The 14646-nt window shown below is 62.4% G+C and carries 14 protein-coding genes; 1 reads left to right on the forward strand and 13 read right to left on the reverse strand.

Going from position 1 to position 14646, the window contains the following annotated elements; genetic code table 11:
* The first annotated feature begins 194 nt into the window (after window positions 1-194).
* Complete coding sequence (gene ppsR, locus AC57B6_RS17360) at window positions 195-1010, forward strand: posphoenolpyruvate synthetase regulatory kinase/phosphorylase PpsR (protein WP_028199358.1); 816 nt, start codon at window positions 195-197, stop codon at window positions 1008-1010.
* Window positions 1011-1085: 75 nt separating this feature from the next.
* On the opposite strand, the gene AC57B6_RS17365 is transcribed toward ppsR, so the two are convergent.
* The 13 genes from AC57B6_RS17365 to frr all read right to left on the reverse strand — a co-directional run bounded on the left by AC57B6_RS17365 (window position 1086) and on the right by frr (window position 14630).
* Window positions 1086-1868, reverse strand: a complete 783-nt coding sequence (locus tag AC57B6_RS17365; protein WP_252888074.1) for a TrmH family RNA methyltransferase — start codon at window positions 1866-1868, stop codon at window positions 1086-1088.
* Between the two features lie 62 nt (window positions 1869-1930).
* Complete coding sequence (rnhB, locus tag AC57B6_RS17370; protein ID WP_028199360.1) at window positions 1931-2692, reverse strand: ribonuclease HII; 762 nt, start codon at window positions 2690-2692, stop codon at window positions 1931-1933.
* On the reverse strand, window positions 2689-3858 hold the full coding sequence (gene lpxB, locus AC57B6_RS17375) for a lipid-A-disaccharide synthase (protein WP_496421784.1): 1170 nt from the start codon (window positions 3856-3858) through the stop codon (window positions 2689-2691). Before lpxB ends, rnhB begins: the two co-directional genes overlap by 4 nt.
* A 3-nt stretch (window positions 3859-3861) precedes the next feature.
* Complete coding sequence (lpxA, locus tag AC57B6_RS17380; RefSeq protein WP_028199362.1) at window positions 3862-4650, reverse strand: acyl-ACP--UDP-N-acetylglucosamine O-acyltransferase; 789 nt, start codon at window positions 4648-4650, stop codon at window positions 3862-3864.
* A gap of 91 nt (window positions 4651-4741) precedes the next feature.
* Window positions 4742-5206, reverse strand: coding sequence for a 3-hydroxyacyl-ACP dehydratase FabZ (gene fabZ, locus AC57B6_RS17385; RefSeq protein WP_020065638.1), 465 nt, complete (start codon window positions 5204-5206; stop codon window positions 4742-4744).
* Between the two features lie 233 nt (window positions 5207-5439).
* Entirely contained in the window at window positions 5440-6555 is a 1116-nt protein-coding gene (gene lpxD, locus AC57B6_RS17390; protein ID WP_144194808.1) for a UDP-3-O-(3-hydroxymyristoyl)glucosamine N-acyltransferase, read from the reverse strand.
* 279 nt (window positions 6556-6834) lie between these two features.
* Window positions 6835-7371: an OmpH/Skp family outer membrane protein gene (locus AC57B6_RS17395; protein ID WP_030102971.1), complete on the reverse strand. Its 537-nt coding sequence runs from the start codon at window positions 7369-7371 to the stop codon at window positions 6835-6837.
* A 55-nt stretch (window positions 7372-7426) separates the two neighbouring features.
* On the reverse strand, window positions 7427-9730 hold the full coding sequence (gene bamA, locus AC57B6_RS17400) for an outer membrane protein assembly factor BamA (RefSeq protein WP_028199365.1): 2304 nt from the start codon (window positions 9728-9730) through the stop codon (window positions 7427-7429).
* A 67-nt stretch (window positions 9731-9797) separates the two neighbouring features.
* Window positions 9798-11183, reverse strand: coding sequence for an RIP metalloprotease RseP (gene rseP / locus AC57B6_RS17405; protein WP_281664842.1), 1386 nt, complete (start codon window positions 11181-11183; stop codon window positions 9798-9800).
* 7 nt (window positions 11184-11190) lie between these two features.
* Window positions 11191-12396, reverse strand: coding sequence for a 1-deoxy-D-xylulose-5-phosphate reductoisomerase (locus AC57B6_RS17410; RefSeq protein ID WP_028199367.1), 1206 nt, complete (start codon window positions 12394-12396; stop codon window positions 11191-11193).
* Between the two features lie 10 nt (window positions 12397-12406).
* Window positions 12407-13228: a phosphatidate cytidylyltransferase gene (locus AC57B6_RS17415; RefSeq protein ID WP_028199368.1), complete on the reverse strand. Its 822-nt coding sequence runs from the start codon at window positions 13226-13228 to the stop codon at window positions 12407-12409.
* Window positions 13222-14004: a polyprenyl diphosphate synthase gene (gene uppS / locus AC57B6_RS17420; RefSeq protein ID WP_028199369.1), complete on the reverse strand. Its 783-nt coding sequence runs from the start codon at window positions 14002-14004 to the stop codon at window positions 13222-13224. Before uppS ends, AC57B6_RS17415 begins: the two co-directional genes overlap by 7 nt.
* Window positions 14005-14069: 65 nt before the next feature.
* Window positions 14070-14630: a ribosome recycling factor gene (frr, locus tag AC57B6_RS17425; protein WP_028199370.1), complete on the reverse strand. Its 561-nt coding sequence runs from the start codon at window positions 14628-14630 to the stop codon at window positions 14070-14072.
* Window positions 14631-14646: the final 16 nt, after the last annotated feature.

A 14646-nucleotide genomic window follows, 5' to 3' on the forward strand; every position in this document is an offset into this window, starting at 1 on the left:
TCGCGCCCCGGACCGGCTGACGGGTTCTTGCGAGGTTCTCGCGAAGCCCTACTACCGTCTGGACGCAATTGCGGTGCCCACGGCGCGCTGAAATGACGCCGCTGCAACCTCCGGTTAGCCACCGTGCAGCGACGCCCATGCAGCGATGTTTCATTCGAGCGCTTTTTCCCGCTCACGTTCCCCCAGCCCCACTGATGCCGCCCACCGTATTCATCGTCTCCGACGGTACCGGGATCACTGCCGAAACCTTCGCGCATTCGATCCTCTCCCAGTTCGACCAGAAATTCCGCCTGGTTCGCGTGCCCTTCGTCGACTCGACGGAAAAAGCCTACGTCACGCTCGAAAAGATCAACGAAGCGACCCAACAGGACGGCCGCCGTCCGATTGTCTTCACGACGCTGGTGGACAGTGCCTCGAATCAGATCGTCAAAGGCTCGAATGCGCTCGTACTGGACATGTTCCAGACCTTCGTCGAGCCGCTCGAACAGGAACTGGAGCTCAAGTCGAGCCACGCGATGGGCCGCGGCCACCAGAACGCCGATACCGAGGAATACAAGAACCGGATCGAGGCCATCAATTTCTCGCTCGCCCATGACGACGGTCAATCGAACCGCAATCTGGCCGATGCCGATGTGATTCTGGTCGGCGTTTCGCGCAGCGGCAAAACGCCGACGAGCCTGTATCTGGCCATGCAGTACGGGGTGAAAGCGGCCAACTATCCACTGATTCCGGAAGACTTCGAACGCGGCAAGCTGCCTACGCCGCTATTGGCGCATCGGCAGAAAATGTTTGGTTTATCGATCGATCCGCAGCGGCTTTCGGAGATTCGCAACGAGCGCCGGCCGGGCAGCAAATACGCCGCGCCGGAGAATTGCCGCTACGAGATCAATGAAGCTGAAGCCATGATGCGGCGTGAGGGAATCAAGTGGCTGTCGTCGACGCATAAGTCGATCGAGGAGATCGCGACGACGATCCTGCAGGAGATCAAGCTGGACCGGCCGGCTTATTGAGCGTGGCCAGCTTTACCTGCGTGCATGGTGCTGAGGAGGCCGCGCAGGCGGCCTCACACTGAAGTCAGTGCAAGCTCATGCGCGGCGCTGCTGGCGGCATTGTTCGAATACACACACAGCCGCCGCAGCCGCCACATTGAGCGATTCCATGCCGCCCGGCTGAGGAATCGTCACCCGCAACGAAACTGCATCGCGCCAGGTCTGCGACACGCCGGCTCCTTCGTTGCCGAACACCCATGCGAGCGGTCCGCTCAGATCGCAATCGTAGATCGCCTCGGCGCCGTGCGAATCCGTGATGACGACGGGCACCGCAAGGCGCTCGATCAACCCCCGTGGCTCGACATCCTCGTGGATTTTCAGCAGGAAATGCGCGCCCATGCCGGAGCGCAGAACCTTCGACGACCATGCGTAAGCCGTGCCCGGTGCGCAAAACACTTGCTGAATCCCGGCGGCCGCCGCGCTGCGCAGAATCGAACCGACGTTGCCGGCGTCCTGCACGCCGTCGAGCACGAGGCAGGTCTGCGCGACCTTGTCCGGCAGCTGCGTGTCGAGCTTCTCGACCAGCAACAGAATTCCCACACCATGCACAACGTTCGACAACTGCCCGAACAACGCATCCGGCAGCGTGACGATGCGGTGCTCGTCGATGCGCGACACGATGGCCTGCGCTTCGTCGTGACGCAACGCACCCTCGGTCACGACGCACATTTCCGGCTGCCCGGCGACGTCGAGATAGGCGCTCGCGAGATGGAAGCCTTCGAGCAGCGCGTGGCCGCTGCGACGCTGCTGATGCGTCGAGCCGGCCAGCGCCTTAAGGCGCTTGTAGAGCGGATTGTCCCGCGAGGTGATGGCTTTCACAGGCAGCGAAGACAGTGAGAATGAGGAAAAGGATAGGCGACGCGCCGGGCCAAACGTGGCGCTCAGGCCCCGCTGCGTTCGCCGAAGGCGTCGTCGTCGAGCATGGCGTCGGCGAGCGTGCCGGGCACGACGATCACGTCGCCCAGCGGCGGCTTCAAAGCCATGCCGAAGCGCAGATGCGCTTCACGCACCGGCGCGAACGAACGCCGATGATGCTCGCAAGGGCCATGTTCGCGCAGCGCGGCAAGATGCTGCGGCGTGCCATAGCCGGCGTGCGCGTCAAAGCCGTAAACCGGATAGGTTTGATGCAATTCGAGCAGCATCCGGTCGCGCGTGACCTTGGCGAGAATCGACGCAGCCGAAATGCTCTTGATCAGTGCATCGCCGCCGATCACCGCTTCGCTGCGAATGCTCAGCGTCGGGCAGCGATTGCCGTCGATTTTCACGAGTGTCGGCACGACCGAAAGACCTTCGACCGCCCGCTTCATCGCCAGCATGGTGGCGTGCAGGATGTTCAGCGTGTCGATTTCTTCGACGGTAGCCGACGCGACGCAGTAAGCCAACGCCCGCTCGACGATCTTGTCGTACAGTTCATCGCGCTTTTTGGCAGTCAGTGCTTTCGAATCGTCGAGGCCGCGAATCATCGGCTTCGACGGGTCGAAAATCACCGCCGCGGCGACCACCGGACCGGCCAGCGGCCCGCGCCCGGCTTCGTCGACGCCGCAGACGATATCGTCCGGCGTCTCGAAGTTAAGACCGACCTGCTGCGCCGCCACGCCTGCAGCGCTCGCAGCCTTACGGCGAGGTGCACGCGCGGCAGTCACGGCAGCGCCCTGCGCTTTTCAATGACGCTCGCCACCACTTCCGCCGCACGCTGCGCGGTGTTCTGCTTCAGCACGTGATGCATCTCCGTGAAGATTTCCGTCAGCGTGCGCCGGTTGGCCTCGTCGCGCAACTGTTTCAGCGTCGCCTCGGCGAGCGCCTGTGGCGTCGCGAAATGCTGCAGGATTTCCGGCACGACGAAACGCCCGGCCAGAATGTTCGGCAAGCCGACATACGGCAGATAGCCCTGGCGGCGCATGATCTGACCGGTCAGCCAGGGCACCTTGTACGAAATCACCATCGGCTTTTTCAGCAACGCGGCTTCCAGCGTCACCGTGCCGCTCTTGACGAGAATCGCATCGGCCGCCGTCATTGCGAGTTGCGACTGGCCGTCGGTAATGGTCAGCGCGAGTCCGGGATGCGAGTCGACCAGCGGCCGCAGCATTTCGCGCAGCGCGGGCGTGGCCGCCGGCATCACGAAACGCAAGCCGGGCTCCTGGTGCTGCATCATCTCCATCGCGGCAAAGAACGTCGGACCGATCAGATCGATCTCCGAGCGCCGGCTGCCCGGCAGCACCGCGATGATCGGCCCGCTTTCAGCGAGGCCGAGCGTGCGGCGCGCGCCCAGCGTATCGGGCACGAGAGGAATTTCGTCAGCGAGCGGATGACCCACGTACGACGCCGCGACACCGGCCTTCTCCAGCAACGCCTTTTCGAACGGGAACACGCAGAGCATGTGGTCGACCGCCTTGGCGATCTTCTTGATGCGCCCGCCCCGCCACGCCCAGATGGACGGGCAGACGAAGTGAACGGTCGGAATACCCGCCTCGCGCAACGGGTGCTCGAGGCCGAAATTGAAATCGGGCGCATCCACGCCGACGAATACCGACGGCGGTTCAGCCAGCAGTTGCCGCTTCAGTTCGTTGCGGATGCCGAGGATTCCGGGGATATGCCGTAGTACTTCGACATAGCCGCGCACGGTCAGCTTTTCCATCGGCCAGTGCGCGTCGAAGCCCTGCGCAATCATGCGCGGGCCGCCAATCCCGTAGTAGTGCGTGGAGGCAGGCAGATGGCTCGCGAGGCCGTCGAGCAGCGAGGCCGCCAGCAGGTCGCCGGACGGCTCGCCGGCGACCATCGCCACGCGTATCGGACTTGGGTTGAGGGCCATCGCTTAGCGGATGATGCCGCGTTGCGACGCTTCGACAAACGCGAGCAACGTTTGCACCGGCTCATCGCCATCGCCACCCGCGGTCGCGAGTTCGCGCAACTGCACCTTCGCTTCTTCGAGCGACAGGCTGTTCTTGTACAGCAAGCGATACGCCGAGCGCAGCGCGGAGATCGCGTCCGCCGAGAAACCGCGGCGGCGCAGACCTTCGACGTTGATGCCGTGGGGCTCCGCCTTGTTGCCGGCAGCGATCACGAACGGCGGAATATCCTGCACCAGCGCTGACGCGCCGCCCAGCATCGAGTGCGCGCCGATGCGCACGTACTGATGCACGCCCGACATGCCGCCGACGATCGCGTAATCGCCAATCGTCACATGGCCGGCCATCTGCGCATTGCTCGACAGAATGACGTTATTGCCAACGTGGCAGTCGTGCCCGACGTGCACGTAGGCCATGATCCAGTTGTCGTCACCAAGTGTGGTGACGCCCGAATCCTGCATCGTGCCGGTGTGGATCGTGGTGAATTCACGGATCGTGTTGCGGTTGCCGATCACGAGCCGGGTGGGCTCGTCCTTGTACTTCATGTCCTGCGGACGGCCGCCGACGGATGCGTAGTGGCCGATCCGGTTGTCTTCGCCGATCGTGGTGTGACCTTCGATCACGCTGTGCGAACCGACCGTGGTCCGTGCGCCGATCGTCACATGCGCACCGATGACGGCATACGGTCCGATTTCGACGGATTCGTCGAGTTGCGCGCCTGGTTCGACGATCGCAGTGGGATGAATCCTGCTCATGCGTCCTCGCTTCTGATTCTGTTGCGTTGTCCGGATGGACGTAACCGGAGCCTGCAGGGCCCGGGGTAAGCCGCTGACTGCCCGGACACCTTTAAGCGTCTTTGTCCGTGTGCCGCACCGCGCACATCAGATCCGCTTCCGCCGCCACGGCACCATCCACTTCGGCGCGCGCCTTGAACTTCCAGATACCGCGCATATGACGCTCGAACGTACAGTTCAGGATCAGCTGATCGCCCGGTTCCACGACGCGCTTGAAACGCGCATTGTCGATGCCCACGAACAGATACAGCGTGTTCGACGGATCGCTCGGCTCTTCCGAAAACGTCAGCAGGGCCGCGGTTTGCGCGAGCGCTTCGAGGATCAGTACGCCGGGCATTACCGGACGGGTCGGAAAGTGACCCTGGAAATACGGCTCGTTGATCGACACGTTCTTCAACGCTTTGATGCTCTTATGCGGCTCGAGTTCGAGCACCCGGTCGACCAGCAGGATCGGGTAACGATGGGGCAGCAGCGTGAGAATCTTATGAATGTCGAGATTGATTTTTTCGGTGCTCATGGTGTTTCTACTCGCACATTAACTGCGCGATGATGACTGCGAATGCTGGTGCAGGTGGGTTGGTAACGCGTGCTGCCGGCGCTCGCCGTGACCCGGCGGCCATGCCACCCGGTCACGGCAACCGACTTTGCTTCCTGATGCTTGCCCGCTATTTTACGCGGTGCCGGCGGGTTGCCCCGCGGATTGTTCTGCGAGTAAACCAGCGGGGTTGGCGAATGGGTTACCCAGCTGTCTCAGGTCGGGTCGGCGACGGAGTTGCTTGCTGCGTCGGCTGGCTTGCCCGCCGACGCATTTTCCAGCGCCTTGATACGGTCACGAAGCTTGTCGATGTTACGCAGCAAAGCGGCGCTCCTGTTCCAGTCCGCATGATTCACTGCGGGGAATGCGCTGGTGTAGATGCCTGCCTTCAACAACGACTTCGACACGCCGGATTTCGCCGTGACGATCACATAGTCAGCCAGCGTCACGTGGCCGGCGATTCCAACTGCGCCGCCGATCATGCAGTGACGGCCGATCGTGGTGCTGCCCGCAATGCCCGCGCAACCCGCGATCACCGTATAGGCGCCCACTTTGCAGTTGTGGCCGATCTGCACGAGATTATCGATCTTCACGCTCTCTTCGATGATCGTGTCGGCCATCGCGCCCCGGTCGATCGTCGTGTTCGCACCGATTTCGACGTCTGCCCCAATCGATACACCGCCGACCTGCGGAATTTTCACCCAGTTACCGGTGCGCGCATCGCCTTCACCCACGAAATCCGGCGCGAAGCCAAAGCCGTCCGAACCGATCACCGCACCCGCGTGCACGATCACGCGCTCACCGAGCTTGCAGCCGTAATACACCGCGACATTCGGATACAGATGCGAGCCCGCGCCGATCCGCGTACCGCGGCCGATCACCACGTTGGCATCCAGACGCACGTTTTCGCCGATCACCGCGCCCGCCTCTACCGTGACGTTCGGGCCGATCACCGCGCTCGCGGCAATTTGCGCGGACGGGTCGATGGTCGCGCTCGGATGGACGCCCGGCACCGGCTTGGGTGCGGCCATGTCGATGAAGGTCTGTGCGACGCGCGCAAAGTAAGCGTACGGATTCGGCGTGACGATGAAGTTACGCGCGGCATTCCCGTGATTTTCGAGAGCGCCGAGCTTTGCGAGGTCCTCGGCATTGATCAACACCGCGCCCGCGCGAGTCGTCTCGACCTGCGACAGGTACTTCGGATTGGCGAGGAATGCCAGCTGGTCAGGGCCTGCCTGGTCAAGCGGCGCCAGGCTACCGACGCGCTGCGAACCATCTCCGACTACTTCACCGCCAAACCGCTGGACGATGTCCTCAAGCGTAAATGCCATGCCTATCCTGTCTCCTGTGTCGACCCAGAGTTGGCGCTTCAGCGTCAACCTGAGTCCTCGCTTTAGCTGTCGATCGAAGTTCGCGCTTTGGCACGCTACTCCGGTCCCCTGCAAAGCTCGTTACTCCGGTCTCGTGCAAAGCATTGACTCTGGTCTCATGCAAGCTTGTTGCCGCAAATCAGTCCAGCTTGTTAGTTCCACCGCCCGTGCTGCGTAGCGGCGGCCGGCGAGCGGGTGTCTGGCCGGCAATCCCGCCGCCGGCAAGCCCAGCGCGCGCGTTCAGTTACCCGAAGCCGCGAGCGCCTTGAGCACCTGATCGGTAATATCAATGCGCGGGCTAACATACACCGCTTCCTGAACGATCAGGTCGTAGTGCTGCTGCTCGGCGATCTGCTTGATCACCTTGTTGGCCCGGTCGAGCACCGCCGCCAGCTCTTCGTTGCGGCGCTGGTTCAGGTCTTCGCGAAACTCGCGCTGTTTGCGCTGGAAGTCCGTATCCAGTTGGGACAGGTCGCGCTGCTTCTGCGCACGATCCGTAGCCGACATCGACGCACCGTTCTTGTCGAGCGAGTCGGACATCGACTTCAGTTTCTGCGCCATGTCGGCCAGATCCTTGTCGCGCTTGGCGAATTCCGCCTCGAGCTTGACCTGCGCAGCCTTCGCGGCAGCCGATTCACGCAGGATGCGGTCCGAATTCACCGCAGCAATCCTGGCTTCCTGCGCGTGCGCCGCACCCGCTACACCGACACCCAGCGTCATTGCCAGCGCGAACGCGCACGCCCCACGTTTCGAAAAAATACCAGTTAGCAAAGTCATCCTCTCGATACTGTAGTTTGGCCAGCCGTTCGTAGCCGGACCGCCAGCCGCCGCATCAGAACGCCGTCCCGATCTGGAACTGGAACTTCTGATACTGGTCGCCAGTGTGCTTCGTGAGCGGGAAGCCCAAGCTGAGCTTAAGCGGGCCGATCGGCGAGATCCATGCGAGACCGACACCGTAGCCGTAACGCAGGCCGTTCGCGCCGATGCTGTTGCCCTCCGTACCCCAGACGTTACCGCCGTCGAGGAACGTGAACACACGCAAGGTGCGGTCGTAGCCCGTGCCCGGCAACGGGAACGTCAATTCGATGTTACCCACCAGCAGCTTCGAGCCACCGATCGGGTCGTTCGTTTTCGCGTCGCGCGGACCCAGCGAGCTCGGCTCGTAGCCCCGCACCGAACCGATACCGCCCGCGTAGTAGTTCTTGAAAATCGGATATGGCTTGCCGCCGAGGCCGTTACCGTAGCCGCCCTGGAAGTTGAAGCCCAGCACGAAGCCGCGCGAGAACGAATAATAGTACTGCGCGTTGATGTCGGCCTTGTAATACTGCGTGCCGCCGATCGGCGTGCCGTACTCGGCGTTCGCCTGCGTGAAGTAACCACGGCTCGGCACCAGTGCGCTGTCACGCGCATCGCGCGACCAGCCCACCGTGATCGGCACGTTGTTCGACACACGGCCGAACTCGTGCACGTAGTCGATGTAGCTCTGCGGCGTATTCGCGTCGATGTCCAGCTGGTTCTGCTCGAGGCCGGCGCCGAAGTACACCGTGTCGACTTCGGAGAACGGGATACCGAATTTCAGGTCGCCACCTATCGTGACGATCTTGAAGCTCGAATCCGTCGAATAGTACAGCGGCTGGTACGTACGGTAGTAGACGTCGGTAATCCGCTTGATGCCGTCGACCGTGAAGTACGGGTCGACCTGCGTCACCGTCAAGGTACGGTAGGTCTTGGCGGTATTCACGTTCACAGCGAGACTCGTACCCGAACCGAACACGTTGTCCTGCGACACGCCCGCGGAGAGCACCACCTTGTCGGTCGACGAGAAGCCCGCGCCCAGCGTGATGGCGCCAGTCGGCTTTTCGCTCACCTTGACGTCCACGTCGACCTGGTCAGGCGTGCCTTCAACCGGCACGGTGGTCACGTCGACATCGGTAAAGTAGCCGAGGCGGTTGATGCGGTCTTTCGACAGCGCGAGGCGGTTCGAATCGAACCACGAGCTTTCGAGCTGGCGCATTTCACGGCGCACCACTTCGTCACGCGTGCGTGTGTTGCCGACCACGTTGATGCGGCGCACGTACACGCGGCGGCTCGGGTCCACCTGCAGCGTCAGGTCGACCTTGTGGTGTTCCTGATCGATCTGCGGCTGCGCGTTGACCGTGGCGAATGCATAACCATACTGGCCCAGCTTGTCGACAATCGCCTTGGTGGTGGCTTGCAGCTTTTCAGCCGAGAAGCGGTCACCCGGTTTGATCTTGATCAGCTTGGCCAGCTCCGCCTCGCGGTCGAGCAGATTACCGGCCAGCTTGATGCTGTTGATTGTGTACGGCTCGCCTTCATGCAGCGTGACCGTCAGATACATGTCCTTCTTGTCCGGCGAGATCGACACCTGGGTCGAGTCGATGTTGAATTCGAGGTAGCCGCGATTCAGGTAATACGAGCGGACGTTCTCGAGGTCGCCGGTGAGCTTGTCTTTCGCATACAGGTCGTTCTTCGTGTACCACGAGAACCAGTTTGGCGTGGACAGCTGCATTTCGTCGCGCAGCGTACCCGTGCTGAACGCCTTGTTGCCGATGAAGTTGATCTGGCGGATCTTCGCGCTCGGACCTTCAGCCACCGAGAACAGCACCGAGACGCGGTTGCGGTCGATCGGCGTGATCGTGGTGGTGACTTCTGCGGCATAGTAGCCGCGCGTCAGGTACTGGCGTTTCAGTTCCTGCTCGGCCTTGTCGACGAGTGCCTTGTCGTAGTAACGGCCTTGCGACAAACCGACCGCGCGCAGCGCCTTGGTCAGGTTGTCCTTGTCGAACTCGTGAATGCCGGCGAAGTCGATCGTGCCGATGGCCGGACGCTCCAGCACCTGCACGATGACGACATTGCCTTCGGTCGCGATCTTGACGTCGTTGAAGAAGCCCGTGGCGTATAGCGCGCGAATGGCTTCGGAAGCCTTGTCGTCGGTAAAGGTGTCGCCTTGCTTGATGGGCAGGTACGCGAACACGGTACCGGGTTCGACGCGTTGCAACCCCTCAATCCGGATGTCTTGCACCACGAAGGGCGTCGTTGCGTGAGCAACCAGCCCATGCGCGGCGAATGCCGCGGCTATAACCGTCTTTGGAACAAAGCGATGAGGTTTAAACAACGTGCTTCCCCAGTGTGTATAGCTGCATCAGGTCGGGCGGTCGCCATCGTGAACGCCGCCGGACACTTTAAAAATGGATTAAACGAGCCAGATCGTTGAACAGCGCAATCGCCGACAATGCGACGATGCAGGCGAGACCCGCCCTCTGAAAAACGAGTTGCCAGCGATCGGAGACAACTTTGCCGGTTACAGCTTCAACCAAATAATATAACAGATGACCCCCGTCCAATACCGGAATTGGTAACAGGTTCAGTACGCCGAGGCTAATACTGACAAGGGCCAGGAACGACAGGAATGCAGAAGGACCTAGACGTGCGCTCTTTCCTGCGTAATCGGCGATCGTCACAGGACCGGAAAGATTCTTCAGCGATGCCTCGCCGACGATCATTCGCCCGAACATGCGCACCGAATAAACAGCCAGATCCCAGGTACGGCGTGCACCCAGTTGCAGACTTTCGAGCGGCCCATAACGCACGTCGATCGACGGCACCTGAGTCGCGAGTTCGGCGCCGATACGACCGATCTGCTGGCCCGTCGCCTCATCGCGCTGCGACTGCGGGACGATCCGCACGTCTTCCAGCTTGCCCGCCGCCGGGCCGCCGCGCTCCACCTGCAGCGTCACGGGTACACCGGCGTGCGATTTTACATAAGCGATGAAGGCCGTGGCATTGTCGGTAGGCACACCGTTGATCGCGCGCAGACGATCACCCACGGCGAGGCCGGCTTTCTGCGCCGCGCTACCCGGCTGCACGCCCGCGACCGTCAGCTTGCCGCCGCCCGGCTCGAAGCCGAGACGCGACATAAAGTCGTCGTCGACGTCTTTCTCGGTGATGCCGCGCAGATCCAGCTGAAAATCCGAGATGCCGTGGGCATCTTTCGCACTCAATACGACCCGCTTGTGATCGAATGCCGCGCCGAGCAGCTTCCAGCGCAGGTCGGACCATGAACGCACCGGTTCGGATTCGTCGGCATTCCCGGTGCGCACCGCGACGACAGTTTCGCCGCCGTCGAAGCCGGCCAGCGCCGCCGGCGTATTCGGAGCAGGTGTCGCAACCACCGCTGCCGGTTCGGTCACGCCAGTGGCGAACACGAGGGCAAACAGCACGATGGCTAGCAGAAAGTTCGCGACCGGGCCGGCCGCGACAATCGCGAAACGGCGCCACACCGACTGGCGGTTGAACGCATGGGGCAAGGCTTCAGGCGGAATCGGCGCACCGCCGGTCTCGCGCTCGTCGAGCATCTTGACGTATCCGCCCAGCGGCAGTGCGGCAATCGTCCATTCGGTGCCCGTCTTCCGGCTCACCCATTGGACCAGTGGCTTGCCGAAGCCGATCGAAAAGCGCAGCACCTGGACGCCGCACAAGCGCGCCACGCTGTAATGCCCGTACTCGTGGACGACCACGAGTACGCCAATCGCCACCGCGAAGGCCAGCAGTTCGATTAGCAGATTCATAGGCGCCTCACTGGACGGCGCGTTCCGTGCGACGGGCGCCGTCCGGCAGGCGCGCGATGAAGTCGGCGGCGGCGCGGCGCGCGGCGCCGTCGGCCTCGATCACGTCCTCGAGCGCGTGAGCGCTACGGTTCGGCAAAGCGTTGAGTACGGCGTCGACCACCTGAGCAATCGCCATAAACCCGATCTGGCGCGACAGGAACGCTTCAACAGCAATTTCGTTCGCGGCATTAAGGGCCGCGCTCGCCAGCCCGCCCTCGGCCAGCGCCTTCACGGCGAGCGCCAGACACGGGAAGCGCGTGTAGTCCGGTTTTTCGAACGAGAGCGACGCGACCTGCAGCAGATCGAGTTGCGCCACACCGGAATCGACCCGCTCCGGAAACGCCAGCGCATGCGCGATAGGCGTGCGCATATCGGGATTCCCCAATTGCGCGAGCACCGAACCGTCGGCGTATGACACCATCGAATGAATCACGCTTTGCGGGTGAATCAGCACCTCGATGCGCTCGCCCGGCACGTTGAAGAGCCAGTGCGCTTCGATCACCTCGAGGCCCTTGTTCATCATCGTGGCCGAGTCGACCGAAATCTTGCGGCCCATCACCCAGTTCGGATGCTTGCAGGCTTCGTCAGGCGTGACGTCGACCAGCGTGGCCGGTTCGCGCGTGCGGAACGGACCGCCCGAGGCAGTCAGGATGATCTTCGAGACGCCGCCGTGCAGAGCGGCTTCGCGCGGCAGGCATTGGAAAATCGCGTTGTGTTCGCTGTCGACCGGCAGCAGCACGGCGCCGTTGTCGCGCACCGCGTCCATGAAGATCGCGCCGGACATCACAAGCGCTTCCTTGTTGGCGAGCAGGATGCGCTTGCCGGCACGCGCCGCGGCGAGGCTCGGCGCGAGGCCTGCCGCGCCGACGATCGCCGCTACGACCGTATCGCAGCCATTGCTCTCCGATACGTCGACGAGCGCTTGCGGCCCGTACGTAACCTCGGTCTTGCAGCCGGCTTCTCGCAACTTCGCCGCGACCTGCGCGGCGGTATCGGCATCGCCGACTACCGCGACCTCAGGCTGAAAGCGCAGGCATTGCTCGACGAGCTTGTCGCCGTTGCGATGCGCAGTGAGCGCGTAAACCGAAAAGCGCTCCGGATGACGCGCGACGACGTCGAGCGTGCTGTCTCCAATCGAGCCCGTGGAACCGAGCAATGTCAGACGTTTTTGCATATCTCTTTCTCTAGCCGAGCAGCAGCATGGCAAGCGGCAGCACCGGCAATAATGCGTCGATGCGGTCGAGTACGCCACCGTGCCCAGGCAACAGGCCGCTTGAATCTTTCACTCCGGCCTGGCGTTTCATCATCGATTCGAACAGATCGCCCACCACGCTGAATGCCACCAGCAAGGTCAGTGCGAGCAGTGTACGTACGGCGCCTAATTGCGCCAGCAGCGCAGAATACAGGGTCGGCTCGAACGCATGCAAAAAGACCGCCGCAGCGGCGACGATCATCACGGCCAGCCAGCCGCCGATCGCGCCCTCCCAGGTCTTACCCGGGCTGATGGCAGGCGCGAGCTTGTGCTTGCCGAAAGCCTTACCTGAGAAGTATGCGCCGATATCGGCCAGCCAGACCAACAGCAGCAGCGACAACACGAAAGGCACGCCCTTCATGCGCGCGGCGACGAGAGCATGCCAGCACGCGACGAATACCACAATGCCGGCAAGAAACAGAAACCCGCGCCACGCGCCTTGCGCGAGGGTCGGCTTGCGCAAAAGCACATATGGCCCCGCGATCACCCAGAAAATAGCGGCCGCCTGAAACAGCGGCCGGGGCTCCTCGATACCGGTACCGAGACGGGTGCTCGCGACCAGCGCCACGGCGGCCACCAGCGCGTAAATGACCGGGCCGGCACCGCCGAGCTTCAGCAGGCGCGCCCATTCCCACGCCGCGAATACGACGACGAAGGCGATCAGCGCGCCAAACGCGCCAACCGGCGCGAACAACGTGACCGGCAAGAAAATCGCCAGCAGGATGATCGCCGTGATGACACGGGTTTTTAGCATGGAAGCGAATCGACGTTTTGCGATTGCGGCTCGAGTTGAGCACTGGTGCGGCCAAAGCGGCGCTCACGCTCCGCATAGGAAGCGATGGCGTGGCCGAGCGCGTCGGCGTCGAAATCCGGCCAGAAGGTGTCGGTGAAGTAGAACTCGGTGTAGGCAAGCTGCCACAGCAGGAAGTTGCTGACGCGGCGCTCGCCGCCGGTGCGGATGAAAAGATCCGGCTCCGGTGCATAGGCCATCGACAGGTGTTCGGCGAACGAATCCTCGTTCACTTCGACCGCTTTGCCCGCCAGCGCCGATTGCTCGGCAAGCTTGCGGGTGGCCTGCATGATGTCCCAACGGCCGCCGTAATTGGCGGCGATGGTGAGCGTCAGACGGGTATTGCGCGCGGTTTTGGTTTCCGCGCGCTTGATCAGGTCGCGAATGCGCGTATCGAATCGGGACAGATCGCCAACCACGCGCAGACGAATGCCATTCGCGTGCAGCTTGCCGATCTCGCGCTCCAGTGCGGTGACGAACAGGCGCATCAGGAACGACACCTCGTCGTTCGGGCGGCGCCAGTTTTCCGAACTGAAAGCAAACAGCGTCAGGTATTCGACGCCCTGCCGGGCGCAGGCCTCGACGGCCGCACGCACCGCGTCGACGCCGCGCGTATGGCCGGCCACGCGCGGCAGACGGCGCTGGGTCGCCCAACGGCCATTGCCGTCCATGATGATCGCGATATGTCGCGGCACCGCGGCGACATCAGGCACGCGCACGGTTGAGCTGGTATAGGTCATGGCCGTCGGGACAGTGACTGCAAAAAAAAGAAGTGGAAACCCTGAAGATGCTGAGCCAACCGGCCTCAGACCGTCATGATCTCGGCTTCTTTGGTCACGACGAGTTTGTCGATTTCCGTGACGAACTTGTCCGTCAGCTTCTGAACGTCGTCACCTGCGCGGCGCTCGTCGTCTTCCGAAATTTCCTTGTCCTTCACGAGCTTTTTCAGTTGCTCGTTTGCATCACGGCGCAGGTTACGAATCGCGACCTTGGCCGTTTCCGCTTCGCTCTTGACCACTTTGGTCAATTCGCGACGGCGTTCTTCGGTCAGCGCGGGCATCGGTACGCGAATCACGTCGCCCTGGGTCGCCGGGTTCAGACCGAGGTCCGACTCGCGGATCGCCTTCTCGACGACCTGGACCATCTTCTTTTCCCACGGCTGCACGCCGATCGTGCGAGCGTCGATCAACGTCAGGTTCGCAACCTGCGAAATCGGCACCGGCGAACCGTAGTAATCACACTGGATGTGATCGAGCAGGCCCGTATGCGCACGGCCCGTGCGGATCTTCGACAGGTCGTTCTTGAACGCGTCGATGGAACGCTGCATTTTTTGCTCAGCGCCCTTTCTGATATCAGCCACAGACATTTTTAAACCTCCGAAC

Source organism: Paraburkholderia sp. BGA-UO-ETr-F12 (genome assembly GCF_059567945.1).